The 23,327-nt window shown below is 61.6% G+C and carries 22 protein-coding genes; 12 read left to right on the top strand and 10 right to left on the bottom strand.

Features of this window, described 5'->3' with window-relative positions; translation table 11 throughout:
• Positions 1-217: 217 nt before the first annotated feature.
• Positions 218-1,681 (top strand): glyceraldehyde-3-phosphate dehydrogenase, encoded by a 1,464-nt coding sequence (locus ACMGG8_RS24690; protein ID WP_016967095.1) that lies wholly within the window; start codon positions 218-220, stop codon positions 1,679-1,681.
• Positions 1,682-1,782: 101 nt separating this feature from the next.
• On the opposite strand, the gene ACMGG8_RS24685 is transcribed toward ACMGG8_RS24690, so the two are convergent.
• Entirely contained in the window at positions 1,783-3,075 is a 1,293-nt protein-coding gene (locus ACMGG8_RS24685) for an MFS transporter (protein WP_060838362.1), read from the bottom strand.
• 385 nt (positions 3,076-3,460) lie between these two features.
• On the opposite strand from ACMGG8_RS24685, the gene ACMGG8_RS24680 reads away from it, so the two are divergent.
• Complete coding sequence (locus ACMGG8_RS24680) at positions 3,461-4,381, top strand: FAD:protein FMN transferase (protein WP_414159980.1); 921 nt, start codon at positions 3,461-3,463, stop codon at positions 4,379-4,381.
• Between the two features lie 200 nt (positions 4,382-4,581).
• A complete protein-coding gene (sthA, locus tag ACMGG8_RS24675) occupies positions 4,582-5,976 on the top strand; it encodes a Si-specific NAD(P)(+) transhydrogenase (RefSeq protein ID WP_016967736.1) in 1,395 nt (464 codons plus the stop codon).
• 42 nt (positions 5,977-6,018) lie between these two features.
• Here the strand turns inward: sthA and ACMGG8_RS24670 are convergent, their stop codons facing one another.
• Positions 6,019-6,741, bottom strand: coding sequence for a glycerophosphodiester phosphodiesterase (locus ACMGG8_RS24670; protein ID WP_016967735.1), 723 nt, complete (start codon positions 6,739-6,741; stop codon positions 6,019-6,021).
• A 51-nt stretch (positions 6,742-6,792) separates the two neighbouring features.
• A complete protein-coding gene (locus tag ACMGG8_RS24665) occupies positions 6,793-7,380 on the bottom strand; it encodes a PilZ domain-containing protein (protein WP_060838364.1) in 588 nt (195 codons plus the stop codon).
• Positions 7,381-7,474: 94 nt separating this feature from the next.
• On the opposite strand from ACMGG8_RS24665, the gene ACMGG8_RS24660 reads away from it, so the two are divergent.
• The 3 genes from ACMGG8_RS24660 to ACMGG8_RS24650 all read left to right on the top strand — a co-directional run bounded on the left by ACMGG8_RS24660 (position 7,475) and on the right by ACMGG8_RS24650 (position 10,732).
• Positions 7,475-8,725 carry a lipoprotein-releasing ABC transporter permease subunit gene (locus ACMGG8_RS24660; RefSeq protein ID WP_060838365.1) on the top strand — a complete coding sequence of 417 codons (1,251 nt, stop codon included), beginning with the start codon at positions 7,475-7,477 and terminating at the stop codon, positions 8,723-8,725.
• 7 nt (positions 8,726-8,732) lie between these two features.
• Positions 8,733-9,416, top strand: coding sequence for a lipoprotein-releasing ABC transporter ATP-binding protein LolD (gene lolD / locus ACMGG8_RS24655; protein ID WP_015634822.1), 684 nt, complete (start codon positions 8,733-8,735; stop codon positions 9,414-9,416).
• Positions 9,417-9,487: 71 nt separating this feature from the next.
• Positions 9,488-10,732 carry a lipoprotein-releasing ABC transporter permease subunit gene (locus tag ACMGG8_RS24650; RefSeq protein WP_060838366.1) on the top strand — a complete coding sequence of 415 codons (1,245 nt, stop codon included), beginning with the start codon at positions 9,488-9,490 and terminating at the stop codon, positions 10,730-10,732.
• Positions 10,733-10,802: 70 nt separating this feature from the next.
• On the opposite strand, the gene ACMGG8_RS24645 is transcribed toward ACMGG8_RS24650, so the two are convergent.
• Positions 10,803-12,164: a heavy metal sensor histidine kinase gene (locus ACMGG8_RS24645; RefSeq protein WP_060838367.1), complete on the bottom strand. Its 1,362-nt coding sequence runs from the start codon at positions 12,162-12,164 to the stop codon at positions 10,803-10,805.
• Entirely contained in the window at positions 12,164-12,844 is a 681-nt protein-coding gene (locus ACMGG8_RS24640; protein ID WP_414158614.1) for a heavy metal response regulator transcription factor, read from the bottom strand. Before ACMGG8_RS24640 ends, ACMGG8_RS24645 begins: the two co-directional genes overlap by 1 nt.
• Positions 12,845-12,998: 154 nt before the next feature.
• Between ACMGG8_RS24640 and ACMGG8_RS24635 the strand changes: the two genes are divergently transcribed.
• Both ACMGG8_RS24635 and queF read left to right on the top strand, forming a co-directional pair.
• Positions 12,999-13,550, top strand: a complete 552-nt coding sequence (locus ACMGG8_RS24635; RefSeq protein WP_414158613.1) for a plastocyanin/azurin family copper-binding protein — start codon at positions 12,999-13,001, stop codon at positions 13,548-13,550.
• Positions 13,551-13,618: 68 nt separating this feature from the next.
• The gene (queF, locus tag ACMGG8_RS24630) at positions 13,619-14,449 is read left to right on the top strand and encodes an NADPH-dependent 7-cyano-7-deazaguanine reductase QueF (protein WP_060838370.1); all 831 of its coding nucleotides are present in this window, start codon (positions 13,619-13,621) and stop codon (positions 14,447-14,449) included.
• Between the two features lie 62 nt (positions 14,450-14,511).
• On the opposite strand, the gene ACMGG8_RS24625 is transcribed toward queF, so the two are convergent.
• On the bottom strand, positions 14,512-14,775 hold the full coding sequence (locus ACMGG8_RS24625) for a DUF4404 family protein (protein ID WP_016968042.1): 264 nt from the start codon (positions 14,773-14,775) through the stop codon (positions 14,512-14,514).
• Between the two features lie 122 nt (positions 14,776-14,897).
• Entirely contained in the window at positions 14,898-15,518 is a 621-nt protein-coding gene (locus ACMGG8_RS24620) for an HAD family phosphatase (protein WP_414158612.1), read from the bottom strand.
• A 204-nt stretch (positions 15,519-15,722) separates the two neighbouring features.
• Here ACMGG8_RS24620 and ACMGG8_RS24615 point away from each other — a divergent pair, with 204 nt between their 5' ends.
• On the top strand, positions 15,723-16,409 hold the full coding sequence (locus ACMGG8_RS24615; RefSeq protein WP_060838372.1) for a VacJ family lipoprotein: 687 nt from the start codon (positions 15,723-15,725) through the stop codon (positions 16,407-16,409).
• A 66-nt stretch (positions 16,410-16,475) separates the two neighbouring features.
• Here the strand turns inward: ACMGG8_RS24615 and ACMGG8_RS24610 are convergent, their stop codons facing one another.
• Positions 16,476-16,775 (bottom strand): PilZ domain-containing protein, encoded by a 300-nt coding sequence (locus tag ACMGG8_RS24610; protein WP_060838373.1) that lies wholly within the window; start codon positions 16,773-16,775, stop codon positions 16,476-16,478.
• Between the two features lie 276 nt (positions 16,776-17,051).
• On the opposite strand from ACMGG8_RS24610, the gene rssB reads away from it, so the two are divergent.
• Together rssB and rssC are read left to right on the top strand one after the other, a co-directional pair.
• Positions 17,052-18,233, top strand: a complete 1,182-nt coding sequence (gene rssB, locus ACMGG8_RS24605; RefSeq protein WP_414159979.1) for a two-component system response regulator RssB — start codon at positions 17,052-17,054, stop codon at positions 18,231-18,233.
• Positions 18,233-18,715: an anti-sigma factor antagonist RssC gene (gene rssC, locus ACMGG8_RS24600; protein ID WP_016968051.1), complete on the top strand. Its 483-nt coding sequence runs from the start codon at positions 18,233-18,235 to the stop codon at positions 18,713-18,715. Before rssB ends, rssC begins: the two co-directional genes overlap by 1 nt.
• Before the next feature lie 74 nt (positions 18,716-18,789).
• On the opposite strand, the gene tal is transcribed toward rssC, so the two are convergent.
• Both tal and dusA read right to left on the bottom strand, forming a co-directional pair.
• Entirely contained in the window at positions 18,790-19,716 is a 927-nt protein-coding gene (gene tal / locus ACMGG8_RS24595; RefSeq protein WP_108544866.1) for a transaldolase, read from the bottom strand.
• Between the two features lie 177 nt (positions 19,717-19,893).
• Positions 19,894-20,904, bottom strand: coding sequence for a tRNA dihydrouridine(20/20a) synthase DusA (dusA, locus tag ACMGG8_RS24590; protein ID WP_414158611.1), 1,011 nt, complete (start codon positions 20,902-20,904; stop codon positions 19,894-19,896).
• Between the two features lie 849 nt (positions 20,905-21,753).
• On the opposite strand from dusA, the gene ACMGG8_RS24585 reads away from it, so the two are divergent.
• On the top strand, positions 21,754-23,325 hold the full coding sequence (locus ACMGG8_RS24585) for a diguanylate cyclase (RefSeq protein WP_060842987.1): 1,572 nt from the start codon (positions 21,754-21,756) through the stop codon (positions 23,323-23,325).
• Positions 23,326-23,327 lie beyond the last annotated feature (2 nt).

Here is a 23,327-nt window from a genome sequence, read left to right as displayed (position 1 = left end):
CGCAAATGTAGTGCCGAATCCGGCTGGTGTTACGGAGGGTTACAGACAGCCTGTTGAACTGTCCAAAAAATTGACGCTGCTGGAAGCCGCGGTTTTACTGGCCTCCAGCACAGTGGTGTTTTTTTGCAAGGGCTTTTTGTTACGTTCCGCACGACAGGCGCGCATTGCTACGACAAGAACAGGGCGGCATAATGTAGCCCCTTTTTTCTGCCCCTACATGTGGAAGGTTCCCGTGACTCAGAAGCCCGACCAGTGTCTTGGTGAATGGATCGACCGTGAAGCACTCGCAGAAGCGATGATTCCGCTTATCGGTCAGCTCTACCGCAATAACAATGTGGTGAGCTCGATCTATGGCCGCAGCCTGATCAACCAGTCTGTCATCGCGATTCTCAAGGCTCATCGCTTTGCTCGCCATCGCTCCTCCGACGACAGCGAACTCTCCGTCCACGAAACATTCCCACTGCTCAAGGCCATGAGCGAGCTCAAGCTCGGCGCGGCTTCGGTAGACCTGGGCAAGTTGGCGTTCAAATTCCGCAACGAAGGCAATGGCCGCAGCGCCGAGCAGTTCGTTCGCGAAGAAATGGCTGATGTGGTTGGCCAGCAAAACGCTTCGGCCCGCAAAGGTACTGACGTTGTCCTGTACGGCTTCGGTCGTATCGGCCGCCTGCTGGCGCGCATCCTGATCGAGAAAACCGGTGGCGGCGACGGCCTGCGCCTGCGGGCCATCGTGGTGCGCAAAGGCGCCGAAAACGACCTGACCAAGCGCGCCAGCCTGCTGCGTCGCGACTCGGTGCACGGTTCGTTCAACGGCACCATCACCATCGACGAAGAAAACAACACCATCACTGCCAACGGCAACCTGATCCAGGTGATCTACGCGAAGAACCCGACCGAGGTGGACTACACCCAATACGGGATCAAGAACGCGCTGCTGGTGGACAACACCGGTGTATGGCGTGACGCCGACGGCCTGGGCCAGCACCTGGCCTGCCCGGGTATCGACCGCGTGGTTCTGACCGCGCCTGGCAAAGGCAAGCTGAAGAACATCGTTCACGGTATCAACCACAACGAAATCACCGCTGAAGACAAGATCGTGTCCGCCGCTTCCTGCACCACCAACGCCATCGTGCCGGTGCTCAAGGCTGTGAATGACAAGTTCGGCATCATCAACGGTCACGTCGAAACCGTTCACTCGTACACCAACGACCAGAACCTGATCGACAACTTCCACAAGGGCGATCGCCGTGGCCGTAGCGCCGCGCTGAACATGGTCATCACCGAAACCGGCGCTGCCACTGCTGCTGCCAAGGCCCTGCCTGAGCTGGCCGGCAAGCTGACCGGCAACGCGATCCGCGTTCCAACGCCAAACGTGTCGATGGCCATTCTCAACCTGAACCTCGAGAAAGCCGCCACCCGTGAAGAGATGAACGAGTACCTGCGCTACATGGCGCTGCACTCCGACCTGCACAAGCAGATCGACTTCGTCAATTCGCAGGAAGTGGTCTCCACCGACTTCGTCGGTTCGCGTCACGCCGGTGTGGTCGACGCTGAAGCCACCATCGTTCAGGACAACCGCGTTGTTCTGTATGTCTGGTACGACAACGAGTTCGGTTACAGCTGCCAGGTCGTGCGCGTGATGGAAGACATGGCCGGGGTCAACCCGCCAGCGTTCCCACGCTAAGCGATAGCTGAAATGAAAACGCCCCGACTCGTCGGGGCGTTTTTGTTTGTGGCTTTTGCCGGTCAGCCGGGGTGGCACCGGCTTGCCGGCGACGCGTTGTCTCAGGCGCCGCCAGCCGCTTGCGCGGTACGCAGTTCGTGGCGGTTGCCACGGAACAGCACCAGGGTGGCGATCAGTCCCAGTACCGCCGCGCCGCTGAGCCAGATGCCCGGAGCTGCCTGGTTGCCCAGGACGTGGATCAGGTAGGTACAGGCTGCCGGGGTGAAGCCGCCGAAGGTTGCGGTCGCCAGGCTGTAGGCCAGGGAGAAGCCCGTGGTGCGCACTTCCACCGGCATGATCTCGGTCAGGGCCACCACCATGGCGCCGTTATACGAGCCATAGAGGAAGGACAGCCACAGCTCGACGATCAGCAGGTGACTGAAGCTGGGGTTGGCCACCAGCCAGGACAGCGCCGGGTAAGCGGTGAAGATCGCCAGGATGGTTGCACCCAGCAGCAGCGGCTTGCGCCCGACCTTGTCCGACAGCGCGCCCATCACCGGCAGCCAGAAGAAGTTCGACAGGCCGATGCACACGGTCACCAGCAGGGCGTCGAAATCCGACAGGTGCAGCTCGGCTTTGCCGAAGGTCGGGGTGTAGGCGGTGATCAGGTAGAAGGACACGGTGGTCATGACCACCAGGGCCATGCCGGCGATGACGATGCCGAAGTTCTGACCGATGGAGCGAACGATCTCCTGCAGCGAAGGGCGATGCTTGCGGGCCTGGAACTCCGGGGTTTCCTCCAGGGAGCGGCGGATGATGAAGATCGCCGGAACAATCATGCAGCCCACCAGGAACGGTACGCGCCAGCCCCAGTCACCCATCTGCTCGGGGCTCAGCCAGTGGTTCAGGCCCACACCCAGCAAGCCGGCGAACACCACCGCCGCCTGTTGGCTGGCCGACTGCCAGCTGACGAAGAAGCCCTTGCGGCCCGGAGTGGAGATTTCGGCCAGGTACACCGATACCCCACCCAGTTCGACGCCCGCGGAGAAGCCTTGCAGCAGCCGGCCCAGCAACACCAGCAGGGGCGCGGCCACGCCGAGGGTGGCGTAGCCCGGCACGCAGGCGATCAGTACGGTGCCTGCGGCCATCAGCGCCAGGGTGATGATCAGGCCCTGGCGACGACCGTGGCGGTCAATGTAGGCGCCGAGGAAGATCGCTCCCAGGGGGCGCATCAGGAAGCCGGCGCCGAAGGTCGCCAGGGACAGCATCAGCGAGGCGAAGGCACTGTCGGCAGGGAAGAAGGTCTTGGCAATTGCCGTGGCGTAGAAGCCGTAGACCATGAAGTCGAACATCTCGAGGAAGTTGCCGCTGACAACGCGAAAGATCGCCTTGCCTTTGCCCGTGGTCGTGGACATTTTTTTCACTCACTTTGGCTGTCTTGTTAGCAATCCCTGGTCGTTATGCGTCCCTTACTGCAAAGTCGGGGCACGAGGCTGCACGCTGAACAGTTTTGTAACGATATGTGTATGAAGGCTGTCAGGCAACTAAATCTCTTGGTTGGGCCGCGCAGGCTCTGGAACGGGGCTCTGGCCGTGAGCGAGACGGGGCTCCGGGTGGGTGGGCGGCCGTCGTCTGTCACATAATGGCGTTTTGCATCGCGACGTAGCCCTGCGGGGCACTTGATTGGGAGAGTGGATTGTGTGGGCAAGCCATTTCTGGCGGGGCGCCGGGTTGTGGGCGGCGACAGCGCTGTTGGCCGGTTGTGGGGGCGAGCGCGTGGAGAGTGTTTCCGGGCCGACCATGGGCAGTACCTATTCGGTGCAGTATGTGCGGCACGCCAATGGCCCGACGGCGTCTCGGGTCAAGAGCGAAGTCGAGGGCATTCTCGCCGAGGTCGATCGGCAGATGTCCACCTATCGCGCTGACTCGGATATCGAGCGCTTCAACGATTTGCCGGCCAACAGCTGTCAGCCGATGCCCGAACCGGTACTGCAGTTGGTGCGTGTGGGGGAGCAGTTGTCTCGTGACAGTGATGGCGCCTTTGATCTGACCGTGGAGCCGCTGCTCAATCTCTGGGGCTTTGGTCCCCAGGGACGCGAGGAAAAGGTGCCGAGCGCCCCGGCGCTGGCGCAAGTGCGGCAGCGGGTCGGGCATGGCCACCTGCATATCGACGCTGGGCAGTTGTGCAAGGACGCGGCAGTGGAGGTGGATTTCAACAGCATCGCCGCCGGCTATGCCGTGGATCGTATTGCTGCCCGGCTGGTGCAATTGGGGGTCGACAGTTTCCTGGCTGAGGCCACCGGCGAACTCAAGGCAGTGGGGCGCAAGCCGGACGGCTCACCTTGGCGCATCGCCCTGGAAGAGCCCCGGGATGACCGGCAAGTGGCCCAGCGGGTGTTGGCGCTGGATGGTTATGGTGTATCCACGTCCGGCGACTACCGTAACTACTTCGAGCAGGATGGGCGGCGCTACTCCCACACCTTCGACGCGCGAATCGGCAGGCCCATAAACCACAGGCTGGCGTCGGTGACGGTGATTCATCCTTCGGCGCTCATGGCCGATGGCCTGTCGACGCTGTTGCTGATTCTCGGCCCCGAGGCGGGTTGGGAGTACGCGGAAAAACATCGGATCGCCGCATTTTTTGTGATGCGTGCCGATACAGGCTTCGTCACACGCAGCAACCCGGCCTTCGATGCGTTGTCGGCGGGGGCAAAACAATAAACCGGCACGCTTCACGAACGCTGTAGTGCAGGCAAAAGTAGCCTACGACGCGACCAAGGGTTAATGTGCGCGGCGTTGACGCTTCTATAGACTGTGCCCGGGTTCGTAACCGAGCCAAATTGATCCTTCATGCCGCTGGCCGCGGCATGATTTAGCCGGAGATGCCAGAAGGGCATCTCGGCCTGTTCTGAGGAGTACGCATGGCTGTCTACAACTACGACGTAGTGGTGCTGGGCTCGGGCCCCGCTGGAGAAGGTGCGGCGATGAACGCCGCGAAAGCAGGACGCAAAGTGGCGATGGTCGATAGCCGTCGCCAGGTCGGCGGCAACTGCACCCACCTGGGTACCATTCCGTCCAAGGCCCTGCGTCACTCGGTCCGGCAGATCATGCAGTTCAACACCAACCCGATGTTCCGGGCCATCGGCGAGCCGCGCTGGTTCTCCTTCCCGGACGTGCTCAAGAGCGCCGAGAAGGTCATCTCCAAGCAAGTGGCTTCGCGCACCGGCTACTACGCTCGCAACCGGGTCGACGTGTTCTTCGGCACTGGCAGCTTCGCCGACGAGCAGACCGTGGAAGTGGTCTGCGCCAACGGCGTGGTGGAAAAGCTGGTCGCCAAGCACATCATCATCGCCACCGGCTCGCGCCCCTATCGCCCGGCGGACATCGATTTCAGCCACCCGCGTATCTACGATAGCGACACCATCCTCAGCCTCGGCCATACCCCGCGCAAACTCATCGTTTACGGCGCCGGGGTCATCGGCTGCGAATACGCCTCGATCTTCAGTGGTCTTGGGGTGCTGGTGGAGCTGGTGGACAACCGTGGCCAGTTGCTGAGCTTCCTGGACTCGGAGATTTCCCAGGCCCTGAGCTACCACTTCAGCAACAACAACATCACCGTGCGCCACAACGAGGAATACGACCGGGTTGAAGGCGTCGACAACGGGGTGATCCTGCACTTGAAGTCCGGCAAGAAGATCAAGGCCGACGCCTTGCTCTGGTGCAACGGCCGGACTGGCAACACCGACAAGCTGGGCATGGAGAACATCGGGGTCAAGGTCAACAGCCGCGGCCAGATCGAGGTCGACGAGAACTACCGCACCTGCGTGCCGAACATCTACGGTGCCGGTGACGTGATCGGCTGGCCAAGCCTGGCCAGTGCCGCCCATGACCAGGGACGCTCGGCCGCCGGCAGCATCGTCGACAATGGCAGCTGGCGCTTCGTCAACGACGTGCCGACCGGGATCTACACCATTCCGGAGATCAGCTCGATCGGCAAGAACGAGCAGGAACTGACCCAGGCCAAGGTGCCCTATGAAGTGGGCAAGGCGTTCTTCAAGGGCATGGCCCGCGCGCAGATCGCCGGCGAGCCACAAGGCATGCTGAAGATCCTGTTCCACCGGGAAACCCTGGAAGTCCTCGGCGTGCACTGCTTCGGCTACCAGGCTTCGGAGATCGTCCACATCGGCCAGGCGATCATGAGTCAGCCGGGTGAGCACAACACCCTGAAGTACTTCGTCAACACCACCTTCAACTACCCGACCATGGCCGAAGCCTATCGGGTAGCGGCATACGACGGCCTCAACCGGCTTTTTTGAGCGGCTCCGGCCGGTGGCCTGAGCCGGCCGGGGAGACCGATTTCAGTAATTCTCGAGAGTGGCGCTGGCCAAACCGGGAAAGTCTGTAATCAGGCTATCTACGCCGAAGTCGGCGAGCCTGCGCATCAGCGCGGGCTCGTTGACCGTCCACACCGACACATGCAGGCCCTGACGCTGCGCTCGCTGCAGACGCTCCGGGGTGCACAGGGTCCAGTTCAGCGCAAGAATCTCGCAGCCGTAGCTCTGGGCGACCTTCAACGGGTCGAGCCAGGCGTACTCGGCGACCAGTCCGCGAGACAGGTCCGGGGTCAGCTCGACCGCCGCTTTCAGCACTTCCCGCGAGCTTGAGGTCACGGTGACCTTGTCCAGCAGGCCGAAGCGCTGGGCCATTTCCCGAATCGCCAGCACGGTCGTGGCGGCGCGAGTGCGCGAGGCGCTCTTGACTTCCAGCTGCCAGTGCTCGAAGTCGCATTTCTCGAACAGCTCTTCAAGGCGTGGAATGGGGCAGGGGCTGACCCAGCCCGGGCCGCCCTTGCGCGCGTCGTAGGTCACCAGCTCGGCGGCGGAATGCTCCACCACCTTGCCGCGCCGGTCGGTGGTGCGCTTGAGGGTCGGGTCGTGAATCACCATTAACTCGCCGTCCATGGACAGGTGCAGGTCGAGCTCGCAACGGCGCACGCCGTGCTTGAGACATTCCTGAAAGCTGGTCAGGGTGTTTTCCGGTGCTTCGCCTTTAGCGCCGCGATGGCCATAGATCAGGGTCACAATTGCTCCTTCACGGATGTTGTTTCACAAGAGGTGGGGCGGGCGTGTTGCTCAACCGGCGGCGGGGTCGCTCTGCTCCCGGGCCTGGCGGCGTTGCTGGGCCTGTTTTTGCAGGATATAGCGTGCCAGCAGCTGGCGTTGGGCGTCGGTCAATGCTTCGAATTCGGTGCCGATCTCGAAGGTACCGAAACTCTGGGGCTCGCAGTGGATGACCTTGGCCCGCAGCAGCAGGCCCAGGGCCTGGGGCATCAGCAGCAGTTTCACGGCCAGGTGGCTGCCCTTGGCGTAGCTCAGATGGTGGTTGAACTCGATGCCACCCTCGGAAAGGATCACCCGCTGTGGTTCGCCGAACTTGCCGAACACGGTCTGCGCCACCACTTGGCTGAGCAGGTCGATGCGCTTGTTCATGGCCTTGAGGTAGCTGGCCAGGGTGCGATCCCGCTCGCTGACCTGGCGCAGCAGGTGCTGGGATTCGAATTCGCTCAGATGCAGTTCGCTGAGCAGATTGAACAGCGGGGACTCATCCTGCAACACTTCCTTGCTCGCCGCGTCGTGGGCGGACAAGGGGCTAATTTCCAGTGCGATCGCGTCCTCGATACGGTAGTATTCGCGGCGATCTTCTTCATCTAATGTCGACATGGCGAACCCATGGTAGAGGCAGTGGTCTGAGTGTAAAGCTGCTTACCAGGCCCCGCCACAAGGACGTCTTCTTTTCCTCTGCACAAGCCCCGACATGTTCAGACCTCTGTTTGCTTTTATCGGCACGCGTTATACCCGTGCAAAGCGTCGCAATCATTTTGTGTCATTCATTTCCCTGACCTCGATGATCGGACTCGCCCTTGGCGTGATCGTGATGATCGTGGTGCTGTCGGTGATGAACGGCTTCGATCATGAAATGCGCACCCGCGTGCTGGGCATGGTGCCCCACGCCACCATCGAGTCCGGCGAGCCCATCAGCGACTGGCAAAGCCTGGCCGACAAGGTCAGGCAGAACCCGAAAGTGCTGGCGGTGGCGCCATTCACTCAGATGCAGGGGCTGCTGACCAACAACGGCCAGGTGCAGAAAGTGCTGCTCAATGCCATCGACCCCGCGCAGGAACGGCAGGTGTCGATCATCGACCACTTCATGCAGCAGGGGCAGCTGGATGCGCTGGCGCCCGGCAGTTTCGGCATCGTCATCGGCGACAAGGCGGCCGCCAAGCTGGGCGTCGGCCTCGGCGACAAGCTGACCTTCGTCGCGCCGGAAGTCACGGTGACCCCGGCTGGCATGTTCCCGCGCATGAAGCGCTTTACCGTGGTGGGCATCTTCCACGTCGGCGCGGGCGAGATCGACGGCTACCTGGGCCTGACCAACCTGGAAGACCTGGGCCGCCTGCACCGCTGGAAGCCGGATCAGGTCCAGGGCCTGCGGCTGAAGTTCGACGACCTGTTCCAGGCCCCGCGCACCGCTTGGGAAATTGCCCAGCAGCTGGGGGAGAACCATTTCTACGCCCGCGACTGGACCCGTACCCACGGCAACCTGTACCAGGCCATCCGCATGGAAAAAGCCATGATCGGCCTGTTGTTGCTGCTGATCGTCGCGGTGGCCGCGTTCAACATCATCTCGACCCTGGTGATGGTGGTGAACGACAAGAAGGGCGACATCGCCATCCTCCGTACCCTGGGTGCCACTCCGGGCACCATCATGGCGATCTTCATGGTCCAGGGCACGGTGATCGGCGTGGTCGGCACCCTGATCGGCGCGGTGCTGGGGATGCTCGCAGCGTTGAATGTCAGTGCCGCGATCTCCGCCCTCGAAGGCCTGATCGGCCATAAATTCCTGAATGCCGACGTGTACTTCATCGACTACCTGCCGTCGCAACTGATGGCCGAGGACGTGTTGATGGTCTGCGGCGCGGCATTGGTCCTGAGTTTCCTCGCCACCCTGTATCCAGCCTGGCGTGCGGCGCGCACCCAGCCTGCGGAGGCGCTACGTTATGAGTGAGTTGGGCATGAGTGAAAAAGCAATCCTGAGCTGCCGTGACCTGGGCAAGTCCTACGAGGAAGGCCCGGAATCGGTGGTGGTCCTGTCCGGCCTGCAACTGGAACTGCATCCGGGGGAGCGAGTGGCCATCGTCGGTACGTCCGGCTCCGGCAAGAGTACCTTGCTCAACTTGCTGGGCGGCCTGGATACGCCGTCCAAGGGCAGCGTCTGGCTGGCTGGCGAGGAGCTCTCGGCGCTGGGCGAGAAGGCTCGCGGTCAGTTGCGCAATCGCGCCCTGGGCTTCGTCTACCAGTTCCACCACCTGCTGCCGGAGTTCACCGCGCTGGAGAACGTCTGCATGCCGCTGCTGATCGGCCGGACACCGATTCCCGAAGCCCGTCAGCGTGCGACCGCGCTGCTGGAGCGGGTCGGCCTTGGCCATCGCCTGGAACACAAACCGGCCGAACTGTCCGGTGGCGAGCGCCAGCGGGTGGCCATTGCCCGGGCCCTGGTGAACAAGCCGGGGCTGGTGATGCTCGACGAGCCCACCGGCAACCTCGACTCGCACACCGCCCAGGGGATTCAGGACTTGATGCTGGAACTCAGCACGTCGATGCGTACCGCCTTCCTGGTGGTGACCCACGACATGAACCTGGCCCGGCAGATGGACCGCGTCCTGCACCTGCAAGAAGGTCACCTGGTCGCCATCTGATGCGGCCGCACGCGGCGTTGGCGGCTGGCCCGCCGACGCCGGGTCATTAATTTTTCCAGGGTGCCTTGCCCATGTTCAGACCCTTATCGATCTTTATCGGCACGCGCTACACCCGCGCCAAGCGGCGCAATCGTTTTGTCTCGTTCATTTCCATGACCTCGATGATCGGCCTCGCCCTGGGCGTGCTGGCGATGATCGTGGTGCTGTCGGTGATGAACGGCTTCCAGCGGGAGATGAGTTCGCGGATTCTCGGCATGGTGCCGCACGCCACCATCGTCGGGGTCAAGCCCATCGACGACTGGCAGCCGGTGGCCGCAGCGGCCCTGAAGAACCCGGAAGTTACCGCGGCAGTGCCCTTCACCGAGATGGAAGGCATGCTCTCCTACAAGGGCGCGATGCAACCGATCCAGATCAGCGGCATCGACCCGGCTCAGGAAGGCAAGGTCTCCATCGTCACCCAGCACATTGTCCAGGGCAGCCTGCAGGACCTGAAGCCCGGTGAGTTCGGTGTGGTCATTGGCGAGATCACCGCCCGGCGCTTTCGTTTGAATGTCGGCGACAAACTGACCCTGATCGTGCCTGAGGTGAGTAGCGCGCCAGGAGGCATTACCCCGCGCATGCAGCGTCTCAACGTTGTCGGTGTGTTCAAGGTCGGTGCCGAGCTGGATGGTTCCATGGGCCTGATCCACGTGGCCGATGCCGCCGAGATGCAGCACTGGCAGCCGAACCAGGTGCAGAGCGTGCGCCTGGCGGTCAAGGACCTGTATGCCGCGCCGCAGGTTTCGGCGGACATCGCCAAGGGCCTGGGCGCGGATTTCCGCGCCGATGACTGGACCCACACCCAGGGCAGCCTGTTCAGCGCGATGAAGATGGAAAAGACCATGATCGGCCTGCTGTTGCTGATGATCGTTGCAGTGGCGGCGTTCAACATCATCGCCACCCTGATCATGGTGGTGAACGACAAGGGCGCGGATATCGCGATCCTGCGTACCATCGGCGCCACACCGCGGCAGGTGATGGCGATCTTCATGGTCCAGGGCACGGTGATCGGGATTGTCGGCACCCTGATCGGCGGGGTGCTGGGGGTGATTGCGGCGTTGAACGTCAGCGAACTGGTGGGTTGGCTGGAGCGGATCAGCGGTCAGCAGATCTTCAGCTCCGACGTGTATTTCGTCAGCAACCTGCCTTCCGAGTTGCAGGGCGGCGATGTCGCCTTGATCTGCGGCGCCGGCTTTGTCCTGAGCTTCCTGGCCACCGTGTATCCAGCCTGGCGCGCATCCAAGGTCGAGCCGGCCCACGCCTTGCGCTACTCCTGATATTCGCTGTCGCCGGCAAGCCGGCTCCTGCCTGATGAGTGTAGGAGCCGGCTTGCCGGCGAACAGGCCCTCAATCTCTTTTCGGCAACTCGATCACAAAGCGCGTCCAACCGAGCGCCGATTCGCAACGAATCTGCCCGCCATGGGCGCGAATGATCGATTGCGTGATCGCCAGTCCCAATCCCGCATGTTCGCTGCTGCCTTCGCGCCGCGCCGGGTCCGCCCGGTAGAAACGGTCGAACAGGCGTGGCAGGGCCTCTTGGGCAATGCCTTCGCCGCTGTTCTCGACACTCAGGCTGACGTACTGGGCGCTGTCGTCGATCCGCACCTTGATCGAGCCTCCGGCCGGGGTGAAACGCAGGGCGTTGTCCAGCAGATTGGACAGCGCGCGGCGCAGCATGCTGCGGTCGCCGGCAAAGCCGGCATGGCCTTCGCGGGTCAGTTCGACCTGGACGTCTTCGGCCAGCGGCGCATAGAACTCCAGCAGCATGTCGATCTCCTGAGCCAGCTCCAGCGCTTCGCGCCTGGGGTTCAGCAGGCCGTGGTCGGCCTTGGCCAGATAGAGCATGTCGTTGACCAATTGCGCCATCCACTGCAGTTCTTCGAGGTTGCTGTGCAGGGCTTCGCGGTAATCCTCAAGCGGCCTGGGTCGGGTCAGGGTGACCTGGGTGTGGGTCAGCAGGTTTGACAGCGGCGTGCGCAGTTCATGAGCAATGTCGGCGGAAAACGCCGAGAGGCGCTGGAACGACTCTTCGAGGCGCGCGAGCATGGCGTTGAAACTGCTGGCCAGTTCAGCCAGTTCGGCGGGCATCTGTTCCTGGGGCAAGCGTTGGGTCAGGGAGTTGGCCGATACGCCGGCGGCCACCGCGCTCATGCGCCGCAATGGCCGCAGGCCGCTGCGGGCCGCCCAGGCGCCCAGCAGGGCAGTGGCCAGGGCCGACAGGCCAACGGTGAGCCAGATCAGGTACTGCATGCGCTGCAGGAAGTGCTGATGGTGGGTGATGTCCAGCAGCAAGGTCAGTTGCGGCGAGTCGCTGCGCTCGGGCCTCAGCGCTACTTCGTAGACTCGGTAGGCGGCGTCGCCCCGGCTCAGGCTGTGCAGGCCCTTGGTGTCTGCCGGGGCGGCGGGCAGGCCGGGGGCGCTGTCGAACCAGAGTTGGCCGTCGGCGCCGTGGATCCGCAACGCCAGGTCCGGCTGCCGGCTCAGTTCGTGGTGCAGTCGGCCCTGCAGCCGGGGGAAGTCCGCGGCCTGCTGGACATCCTGCAGCACACTGCGCAGGGCGATCAGTTTGCTGTCCAGCAATTGCTGGTCCAGTTCGATGAAGTGGGCCTCGCTGGCCCGGCTGAACAGTACGCCGGCCACCAGCGACACCGCCGCGGTGCAGGCGGCGAACAGCAGCGCCAGGCGTCCGCTCAGCGACAGGCGGCGCATCAGGCCTGGCGCTCTTCGAGCACGTAGCCCATGCCGCGCACCGTGTGGATCAGCTTGTTCGGGTATTCGTCATCGACCTTCAGGCGCAGACGGCGGATTGCCACTTCGATGACGTTGGTGTCGCTGTCGAAATTCATGTCCCAGACTTGGGAGGCGATCAGCGATTTGGGCAGCACTTCGCCCTGGCGCCGCAGGAGCATCTCCAGCAGGGCGAACTCCTTGGCGGTCAGGTCGATGCGTTGGCCACCGCGTTCCACCCGACGGCGGATCAGGTCCAGGCGCAGGTCCGCCAGTTGCAGGGCGGTTTCCTGGGCGCCGCTGCTGCCGCGCCGCAGCAGGCTGCGGACCCGGGCCAGCAGTTCGGAGAAGGCGAAGGGCTTGACCAGGTAGTCGTCGGCCCCCAGCTCCAGGCCATGCACCCGGTCTTCCACGGCATCTCGGGCGGTCAGGAACAGCACCGGGATTTCCAGGCCGGCACCGCGTACCGCCTGAAGGATCTGCCAGCCGTCGCGCCCTGGGAGCATCACGTCGAGAATCAGCAGGGCGTAGTCCCCGGTCAGCGCCAGGTGCTGGCCGGTGTCGCCATCGGCCACCAGTTCGACATTGAAGCCGGCTTCGCTCAGGCCCTGGCGCAGGTAGTGGCCGGTTTTCGGTTGGTCTTCGACGATCAGCAGTTTCATGGCGCGACTCATGGCTTATGGAACCCGGGCTTTATACCGTGCAGGGAGGCCGGGCAGGTCAAGCTGACAAAGTTGTAATCTGGCTGTCAGCTGACTGGCAGCGGTGGCTCGCCAGAGTGTGCCATATGCTCAAACCGGTTTTTGGAGTCTGATAATGAAAGCGCAAAATCTGCTGTTGCGAAGCCGCTCGATTCTCGGCGGCTGCCTGATGTTGTTGAGTGCGCCGCTCTGGGCCTCGCCGGCGGGGTCCTATGATTTTGGGCGGCCGGCAGCGGCAGCCACGGCCACCCGCACCGTCGAGGTGGTGATGGGCGATATGTCGTTCAGTCCCAAGGCTCTGGCGGTCAAGGCGGGCGAAACCGTGCGTTTTGTGTTGATCAACAAGGGCCAGTTGCTGCACGAGTTCAACCTGGGTGATGCGGCAATGCATGCCGAGCACCAGCAGGAAATGCTCAAGATGCAGCAAAGCGGGATGCTCACGCCCACCGCGATGCAGGCGATGGATCACTCTGCCATGGCGCACGGTTCGATGGCGGGCATGGAGCATGGAATGCAGCATGATGATCCCAACAGCGTGCTGGTGGAGCCGGGCAAGCAGGCCGAGTTGACCTGGACCTTTACCAAGAGCGGCAGCCTGGAGTTCGCCTGCAACATTCCCGGGCACTATCAAGCCGGGATGGTCGGCAAGCTGACGGTCACTCCCTGAGGTTCGGGGGCTCAAAGGCGGGAGCAAAGGCTGGTAGAATCCGCTGATTCTTCAGTCAGGTTTCCGCCATGCATCCCGCAGCCGAACATTCGCCGCTGGGCAAGTCCAGTGAATACGTCTCCACATACACTCCGTCCCTGCTGTTCCCGATTCCTCGGGCGGCGAAATGGGCCGAGCTGGGCTTGAGCGCCGATACCCTGCCTTATAAAGGTGTGGATTTCTGGAATTGCTTCGAGTTGTCCTGGCTGCTGCCGTCGGGCAAGCCGGTGGTGGCCATCGGTGAGTTCAGTATTCCTGCGGATTCGCCGAATATCATCGAGTCCAAGTCCTTCAAGCTTTACCTCAATTCGCTGAACCAGACGCCGTTCGTCGATCGGGCGGCGCTTGAAGCGACCTTGCGCGAGGACCTTTCCGCCGCGGCAGGCAAGCCGGTGGCTGTGCGTATCCGCAGCCTGGGTGAGGTCGAGGCGGAAGGTGTGGTGGCTCTGCCAGGGGTGTGCATCGACGACCTGGACATCAGCGTCGACAGCTATGAGCATCCGCGTCCGGAGCTGCTGCGGTGTGATGCCTCGCGAGTGGTTGAGGAAAGCGTGCACAGCCATCTGCTCAAGTCCAACTGTCCGGTGACCAGCCAGCCGGACTGGGGCAGCGTGGTGGTGGAGTATCGGGGAGCGGCCTTGGATCACGCCAGCCTGCTGGCCTATCTGGTGAGCTTCCGTCAGCACTCGGATTTCCATGAGCAGTGCGTGGAGCGGATTTTCCTGGACCTGCAACGTCTGCTCAAGCCGGAAAAGCTCACTGTCTACGCGCGATACGTGCGTCGTGGCGGGCTGGATATCAACCCGTACCGCAGCACTGAAACGGCGGATTTCGCCAATCAGCGACTGGTTCGCCAGTAAACAGAAGCCCCGCACACCGTGCGGGGCTTTGGTTTCAAGGGGAGGGTGTTATCGGGCGCTGCTCAGATGCCGATGTTGCCCAGGGTCTGGACGATGTTGCGCAGGGTTCCGGCGATGGCCGGGTGTTCCAGCTCGAAACGCTCCACCGCCAGATTGACGCCGTCAGCGAGGCTGGCGTCATGGGTGCTGGTCTCCAGCTTGAGTTGCAGCTCGATCTGCTGCATCAGGTCATGCAGGTTGGCGCGCTCGGCTTCCGAAAGCGGTGGGTTCTGCTCCAATTGCTCGCGCAGGGTATCGAGTTGTTCTTGCAGTTCGCGGGCAGGCATGGCGTTCTCCCTTCATTGATAGGCACAGGGATGGACCGCGCGATTGAAGCAAAGATCCATGCCCACGGCTTAGAGTAATCCACTACCAGGCGCTGTGCATGATCCTGATCAACAGGCTTATGTCAGGGCTTTTCACCCTTGAGTCGACGGTGTTCGATGTCCGCCAGGCAGGTCTGCAATTCCCCCAGGTGGTCAATCACCGAGTGCACGCCCAGGCCGAACAGCTGCACCGTGGCCTTGCCCCGTTTGAACTCGCGCTCCTGTTGGCTCAGTGCCTGCCATTCGCTGGGCGTCATGCCGCACAGCGAGCCACAGGAGGCCAGGCCTATGGTCCAGAGGCCGGCGTTGAGCCCCGACTGCAGCAGCAGTGGTTCGCCGCTGACCAGCACGCAGCCATCAAGGCGCGACACCTTGAGCGACATCAGCGCCTGCCAGCAGGCATCGGGTGCAGGCCAGTGAGAGGGGACGGCAGGGGTGGGCTTGATCCAATCCGGCAGGGCTGCGGCTAGCTCGCGGGTACTGGCAGGCGGTAGCTGCTCCAGCCATGCGCAGGGAATGCCTTGCTGTTGCAGGTGCTGCAGGGTTGCCAGGGCGCCCGGTGTTGCTTGGGCCTGTTCCGGGCCGGGCCTGTTGGAGCTGTGCAGGCGCGTATGAGCGCCAAAATCCACCAGGCAGCCGCTGAGGCCGAAGAGTACGGCGGTCAAGGGCGTGGCAATCTGGGGTGAGGCGTCGGCTTGGGGCATATCAACGTCCTTGAAATACCCGGCGAGGCTAGCGGGACAAGATGACATGCAGGTGACAGTCGGGTGAACGTGAGCGGCACTGGCGGTCCGGCGCGTTCAGCCGGATTGCAGTGATGCTGCCTAAACCGGCGTATCCGATTTATACTCCCGAGCCTAACCTCAGGGCATAGCCCCAAGAGAGAACAACCCAAGGAGTTTCCTGCTATGCGCTGGAGCCGTTATCTAGTTCCGCTATGTATGAGTGCCGGTGTGACGCTGGCTCCCCTGGTCGCCCAGGCGGCTGAAGAGGATCCGTGGGAGAGCATCAACCGTCCCATCTTCACCTTCAACGATACCCTCGACACTTATGCCCTGAAGCCATTGGCCCAGGGCTACCAGGCAGTCACGCCGCAGTTTCTTGAAGACGGCATCCACAACATGTTCCGCAACCTCGGTGACGTCGGCAACCTGGCCAACGACATCCTTCAGGCCAAGCCGCGTGCAGCCGGTGTGGATACGGCGCGCCTGTTGATGAACACCACCCTGGGAGTCGCGGGTTTTTTTGACGTTGGCACCAAGATGGGCCTGCAGCGCAACGATGAAGATTTCGGCCAGACCCTCGGTTACTGGGGCTTGGGCAGCGGCCCTTACGTGATGCTGCCGTTCCTGGGCCCAAGCACCTTGCGTGACGCGCCAGCCAAGTATGTCGACAGCTACACCGAACCCTATCGCTACATGAATGATATTCCTGCGCGTAACACCACTATTGGCGTGGACATCATCGATACCCGTGCCAGTCTGCTGTCCGCGGACAAGCTGATACGTGGCGACAAGTACACGTTCATTCGTAATGCCTACCTGCAGAATCGTGAATTCAAGGTCAAGGACGGTAAGGTCGAAGACGATTTCTGATCAAGCAGCTGTCCGGTAGCAACTAAAAAGGCGGCCATTGGGCCGCCTTTTTCATGGGTGAGATTTTTACTTCATTTTAAGGATTGTAAGCCCAAGTTTCTGACCGCCTCCCTCCAGCCCATTGACCCAGACCACTTCGGTCTCTGCTTCCAGTCCTCTCAAGGCTGCATGTTCGGAGTCGATACGCACGCTCAAGCGATCACCGACCTGGAATGAGCGGGGCGCCTGAACCTGCATGCCGCTGCTGGAAAGGTCGATACAGACCGCTTCAATCACCTGTCCCTGGTGGATTAGCGTGACCTCGGCATCCACCCGCATCCGGATGTAATCGCGCTTTTCACTGTAGTCACGCTGGTTTTGATTCATGGGTTCCATCCTGCGATTGAGTTGCGGTTTTGGCGGTTTTTATAACTCCCGGTGATTTGCGATGTAAAGACGTCAGGCGACCATCGGCATGAGCTTGAAACGCCCCGCGGATGGGAGTACCGTCTGCGCCTTAGAAGGGCACCTCTGGTAGGCGGGCGTGCAGGGCTGAAGGTCCTGGCTGCATTTCCAGAGTGGCTAGAAAGCGAATCCAGTAGCGTGCGCCAGGCCCCAGGCCAAGCCAGCTACGCCAACCTAATTCTGGCGCCGTTTGCCCACATGCAAAAAACCAGTGCCACGCTGCTGATAATCGATGACGACGAAGTAGTACGCGCAAGTCTCGCGGCCTATTTGGAAGACAGTGGCTTCAGCGTACTGCAGGCTGCCAACGGCCAGCAGGGTCTTCAGGTATTCCAGCACGACCATCCCGATCTGGTGATCTGCGATCTGCGCATGCCGCAGATGGGCGGTCTCGAACTGATCCGTCAAGTTACCGAGCAGTCTCCGCAAACCCCGGTGATTGTTGTTTCGGGCGCGGGCGTGATGAACGATGCAGTCGAAGCCCTTCGTCTGGGGGCGGCTGACTACCTGATCAAGCCGCTGGAAGATCTGGCCGTGCTCGAGCACTCTGTGCGCCGGGCCCTTGATCGAGCGCGCCTGCTCCTGGAAAACCAGCGTTATCGGGAAAAGCTCGAAGCCGCTAATCGCGAACTTGAAGCAAGCCTCAATTTGCTTCAGGAAGACCAGAATGCCGGTCGCCAAGTGCAGATGAACATGCTGCCCACCAGCCCCTGGTCGATCGACGAATTCAATTTTGCGCACCAGATCATCCCGTCGCTGTACCTGTCGGGAGATTTCGTCGACTACTTCCGTGTCGATGAGCGTCGCGTCGCCTTCTATCTGGCGGATGTTTCCGGCCATGGCGCCTCATCAGCCTTTGTCACCGTGCTGTTGAAGTTCATGACCACGCGGCTGTTGTTCGAATCCAAGCGCAACGGCACCTTGCCGGAATTCAAGCCTTCGGAAGTGCTGGGCCATATCAACCGTGGCCTGATCAGCTGTAAGCTGGGCAAACACGTCACGATGGTCGGTGGAGTCATCGACGAGGAGACCGGTTTGTTGACCTATAGCATTGGCGGGCATTTGCCGTTGCCGGTGTTGTACACCCCGGACAGTGTGCGTTATCTGGAAGGGCGTGGTTTGCCGGTGGGCCTGTTCAACGAGGCGACCTATGATGACCATGTTCTGGAGTTGCCGCCGGTGTTCAGCCTGACGCTGATGTCCGACGGGATTCTGGACCTTTTGTCCGAGCCTACACTCAAAGAAAAAGAAGCGGCCTTGCCCGAACGGGTGAGAGCGGCGGGCGGCAGCCTGGATGGCCTGCGGCAAGTTTTTGGATTGGCCACGCTAGGGGAGATGCCGGATGATATCGCCCTGTTAGTGTTGAGCAGGAACCTTTAATGAGTACCGGTAGAATCCAGTTCGCCGAGCAGGATGGCACCTTCGTCCTGAAGTTCATCGGTGAAGTGCGCCTGACCCTGTGTTCGGCGCTGGATGCGACTATTGAGCGGATTTTCACTGCGCTGAATTTTTCGGCGATCGTCATCGATCTGACCGAAACCCGTAGCATCGACAGCACCACCCTGGGCCTGCTGGCCAAGCTGTCGATCCTGTCACGGCAAAAAGTCGGTCTGTTGCCCACTGTCGTCACCACCCACGAAGACATTACCCGGCTGTTGCAGTCCATGGGCTTCGATCAGGTGTTCAACATCGTCGATCGTCCGATACCTTGCCCGGAATGCCTGACCGACTTGCCGTCCCAGGACCAATCCGAGGAAGTGGTGCGGATCAAGGTCCTGGAGGCGCACAAGATCCTCATGGGCCTCAATGACTCCAATCGCGAAGCGTTCCATGATCTGGTGAACGCTTTGGAGCGTCATTGATCGACTGAGGCGCTCGCGCATGAAAAAAGGGCGAACCTGTGAGGGTTCGCCCTTTTTGCATTGCTGCGAAGCTATCAGAACTTGGCTGCCAGCAGGGCTTCGAGCTTCTCCTGGTCGCGGGCGAACTGGCGAATGCCCTCGGCCAGTTTTTCGGTGGCCATGGCGTCTTCGTTGGAAGCCCAGCGGAACTGCGCTTCGTTCAGGCTCTGACGGGCCTCACCGGTCTTGCCCGGACTCAACTTGCGCTCCAGCTTGCCGGTGTCGGCGGCCAGCTTCTCGATCAGGTCCGGGCTGATGGTCAGGCGATCGCAGCCAGCCAGTTGCTCGATCTGGTTCAGGTTGCGGAAGCTGGCGCCCATGACCACGGTCTTGTAGTCATTGGCCTTGTAGTAGTTGTAGATGCGGGTAACCGACTGCACGCCAGGATCGTCGGCGCCGAGGTAATCGTTGCCGGTGGCTTTCTTGTACCAGTCGTAGATCCGTCCCACGAATGGCGAGATCAGGAACACGCCGGCTTCGGCGCAGGCAACGGCCTGGGCGAAGGAGAACAGCAAGGTCAGGTTGGTTTGGATGCCTTCGCGCTCCAGTTGCTCGGCGGCGCGGATGCCTTCCCAGGTGGAGGCGATCTTGATCAGTACCCGGTCGCGACCCACACCGGCTTTCTCATAGAGTTCGATCAGGCGATGGGCACGCTTGAGCATGGCCTCGGTGTCGAACGACAGGCGGGCATCCACTTCGGTGGAAATGCGGCCGGGAATGACCTTGAGGATCTCTTGGCCTACCGCTACGCCAAAGCGATCGCTGGCCAGGCCGACATCGCCTTTGCAATCGCTGACGCAGGCGTTCAGCAGATCGGCATAGCCAGGAATGGCCGCGGCCTTGAGCAGCAGCGAGGGGTTGGTAGTGGCGTCCACCGGCTTGACCCGGGCAATGGCCTCGAAGTCGCCGGTATCGGCCACCACGGTGGTGATTTTCTTCAGTTGTTCCAGCTTGGAAGTCATGAGCGTGCTCTGTCCTATGGGTCTGGTGACATTACCCGAGCGCTGGCAGGCGCTCAAGGGCGCGAAAGGCTTGTGGTGCCGCCGGGTGCGGCGACCTGAAAACAGCTGTCTGAATGCGGGACAGATTTCAGGTTATTCAGATATCAAAAGCCGCATCAGGTTCAATCCGGTTGACGGTTAACGTCCCTCAAGCAGTTGCCCGGCCTGCTCCAGCAGGCCCAAAGGGTCCTGGGTCTTGTGGATATCCACCGACAACAACTGGCGGAACTTGCGTGCTCCGGGGAAGCCGGTCCCCAGTCCCAGTACATGGCGAGTGATGTGATGCATGGCGCCGCCGCTTGACAGATGTTCGGCGATATAGGGCCGCAATTGCGCCAGCGCCTCGGCACGGGAAATCACCGGCGCGCCGCTGCCGAACAACTGTTGGTCCACCTGGGCCAGCAGGTAGGGATTGTGATAGGCCTCACGCCCCAACATCACCCCGTCAAAGGTCTGTAGATGCTCATGGCAGGCCTCCAGGGTCTTGATGCCGCCGTTGAGTATCACCTCCAACTGCGGGAAGTCCGCCTTCAATTGCGCAGCCACATCGTAGCGTAGCGGCGGAATATCCCGGTTTTCCTTGGGCGACAGCCCCTCAAGGATCGCAATGCGCGCATGCACGGTAAAACTGTTGCAACCAGCCTCATGGACCTGGCCGACGAAATCACACAGCTCGGCATAACTGTCACGGCCGTTGATGCCGATCCGATGTTTGACCGTCACTGGAATCGACACCGCATCGCGCATGGCCTTTACGCAATCGGCCACCAGAGCCGGGTGCCCCATCAGGCAGGCGCCGATCATATTGTTCTGCACCCGATCGCTAGGGCAGCCGACATTCAGGTTGACCTCGTCATAGCCATGTTCCTGGGCCATTCGTGCACAGGCCGCCAGATCCCCCGGAGTACTGCCCCCCAATTGCAGCGCCAACGGATGCTCGCTCTGGTGGTAGCGCAGAAAACGCTCGTGATCACCATTGAGCAGCGCACCGGTGGTGACCATTTCGGTATAGAGCAGGGTGTGCTTGGACAACAGGCGCAAGAAGTAGCGGCAGTGGCGGTCCGTCCAATCCATCATGGGTGCAACGCTAAATCGCCGGGACAGCGTAGGGCTTGAGATTACTGGGGCTGTAGCTGAATTCTGGACCATTTTGCTCTACGTGTTTAAGGCGTGTTCTAGGAGTAAGTGGGCGCTTTCTGAAGGGCGTTGGTTCAAACGGCAATGGCTTTGCGCTTGTATCACCAGGCGATTGTCATGATCAGGGGCGCCAACGCACCGATGGCCGCGTCGGCCATTCGGTACAGTCAAGTGTGGTTTGCTATGGGCGCGAGTTTACCAAGAGACTCAAACCTTCGCCCGAAAACCGGCCGTTGAGGTTGTTTGTGTCGGGGACGTGCGATTTAGGTTGCTTGCCATCTCATTCCGGAGCGCCATGTCACCAGTCCATGGCTGGACTGTGGGCGTTTGCGTATGCCTTGAGTCTCTGCTTTTTCTTCATGCGGGCCTTTACGGCACGGAGGGCTTGGTCGTACTAACTGTTTAGCCGCGCGTCCAGTGGTAATGCCATTGAAAAGCAGTCGTGTATTTGTCGCCTAGCTTACGACTAGGCTCTTCTGCGGACATTCGGCGTGGGGGGCTATCAGGCTTCGCGGTGCTCCCCCATGGCGGCTGGCCGGGTTTTGTCCGAGTAATATCGCCGCCGCTGTCCGATGCCCGGTTTCGCGCGTTCAGGGGGCTCAGGGCGGATCGGGCGCTGATGGCGGTCCTGTGTCGGCGAATTATCGAATGTTGTTGCAGTCGACGTTGCGCGCTTCATGCATCGCCCTTTGCGGCCGATAACCCCTGCGTGGGGCAGGCTACATGCACTTGCGTCGGAGCCTTGCCTGTGTTCAAACGTCACGCAAATGATGCTTCGCAGGGTGCTGGCCGTTGCGCCAGTCTCGAAAACAATCCGGGATGTGCCTTGTTGCAAAGGCCTTTCCCGTCAGGAAGACACTATTGCCTGTCCCCATCTACGATCCTCAGCATGCCCCCGGTGGCAACCTCAAGCGTCTGCCGCTGCTCAAGGCCGCGGTCGCCTTCATTGCCACGGTATTCCTGTGCCTGTGCGGTTTGCTGTTCCTGCAGTTGGAGCAGTCCTGGCGTCATGACCTGGCTCAGGCCGAGGTCAACTCCACCAACCTGACCCGGGCCATTGCCCAGCAGGCCGAGGACACCTTCATGGAGGCCGACCTGGTGTTGATGAGCCTGTCCGAGTGGATCCAGGCCCTGGGGGACGGGCCCCGGCAGCGCCCGCGCCTGCAGCAGATCTTTGCCCGGCGGGTACAGGCCCTGACCCAGTTGAGCGGGGTCTTTCTCTACGACAAGCAAGGCCAGTGGGTGGTCAGTTCGTTCAACGATTCGCCCCACGGCAAGGATGTTGCCGATCGCGACTACTTCCGCTTTCACCAGCAGAACGTCTCGCTGCAGGCTCATATCAGCCCGGCGATTCGCAGTCGCGCCAACGGCGAGTGGATCATCCCCATCTCGCGCCGGATCAATGACCGCGACGGCAATTTCCAGGGCGTGCTGATGGCCGGTATCAAGCTGGCGTACTTCGATCAGTTCTTCAAAAGCTTCAATATCGATGAGCAGGGCGCGATGTTCCTGGCCCTGTCCGATGGCACCCTGATTGCGCGGCGGCCATTCGAGGAGCGGCAGATCGGCGCGTCCCTGTCCCGCGGCGAGATCTTCAGCAAGTACCTGCCCGAGGCCACTTCCGGCAATGCCATGATCACCTCGATCGTCGATGGGGTGACACGCCTGTACGGCTATCGCCAGTTGCAGGCCTACCCGCTGGTGGTGGCTGCGGCAAACTCCAAGGATTCGATTCTCAGGGGGTGGTACGCCTCGGCCTATCAATCCTCGGCCATCGTCGCTCTGGTGCTGTTGGGGGTGGGGCTGTTCGGTTGGGTGTTCGTCAGTCAGGTGCGCAACAACGAGCGGATCGAGACGGACCTGCGCAATGCCCAGGAGGCGCTGGAGGTGATCGCCACCCATGACAGCCTCACCGGCCTGGCCAATCGACGTTTGTTCGAGCGCTCCCTGATGATCGAGTTCGGCCGGGGTGCCCGGCAACACAGCCCGTTGAGCCTGATCATGGTCGATATCGATTATTTCAAGCGCTACAACGATACCTATGGCCATGTGGCGGGCGATCACTGCCTGATGGAAGTGGCCCAGGCCCTGAAGGGCTGCTGCCAGCGCAAGGCCGATCTGGCTGTGCGCTACGGCGGTGAAGAGTTTGCGGTGTTGCTGCCCGATACCGATATCCATGGCGCGCTGGCCATGGCCGAGCAGATTCGCTGCAGTGTCATGCAACGCGACATTGCCCATTCCGGGTCCCCGGTGGGGTGCGTGACGGTCAGCCTGGGCTGTTATTCCTTCGTGCCCACCGGGCGCGACAGTATCGAGATGTTTATCGAGCGCGCGGACGAGGCGCTCTACCAGGCCAAGGCCATGGGCCGCAACCGTGTCATGGCCTTGCCAGCGGAGCGCGCCGGGGAGCTCTTGCAGCGCTCCGATCGTTGAGG

The sequence above is a fragment of the Pseudomonas sp. BNK-45 genome (assembly GCF_047456255.1).
Taxonomy (GTDB): domain Bacteria; phylum Pseudomonadota; class Gammaproteobacteria; order Pseudomonadales; family Pseudomonadaceae; genus Aquipseudomonas.
The sequence above is the reverse complement of the archived record's forward strand: the minus strand, read 5'-3'. Positions and strand labels throughout refer to the sequence as shown.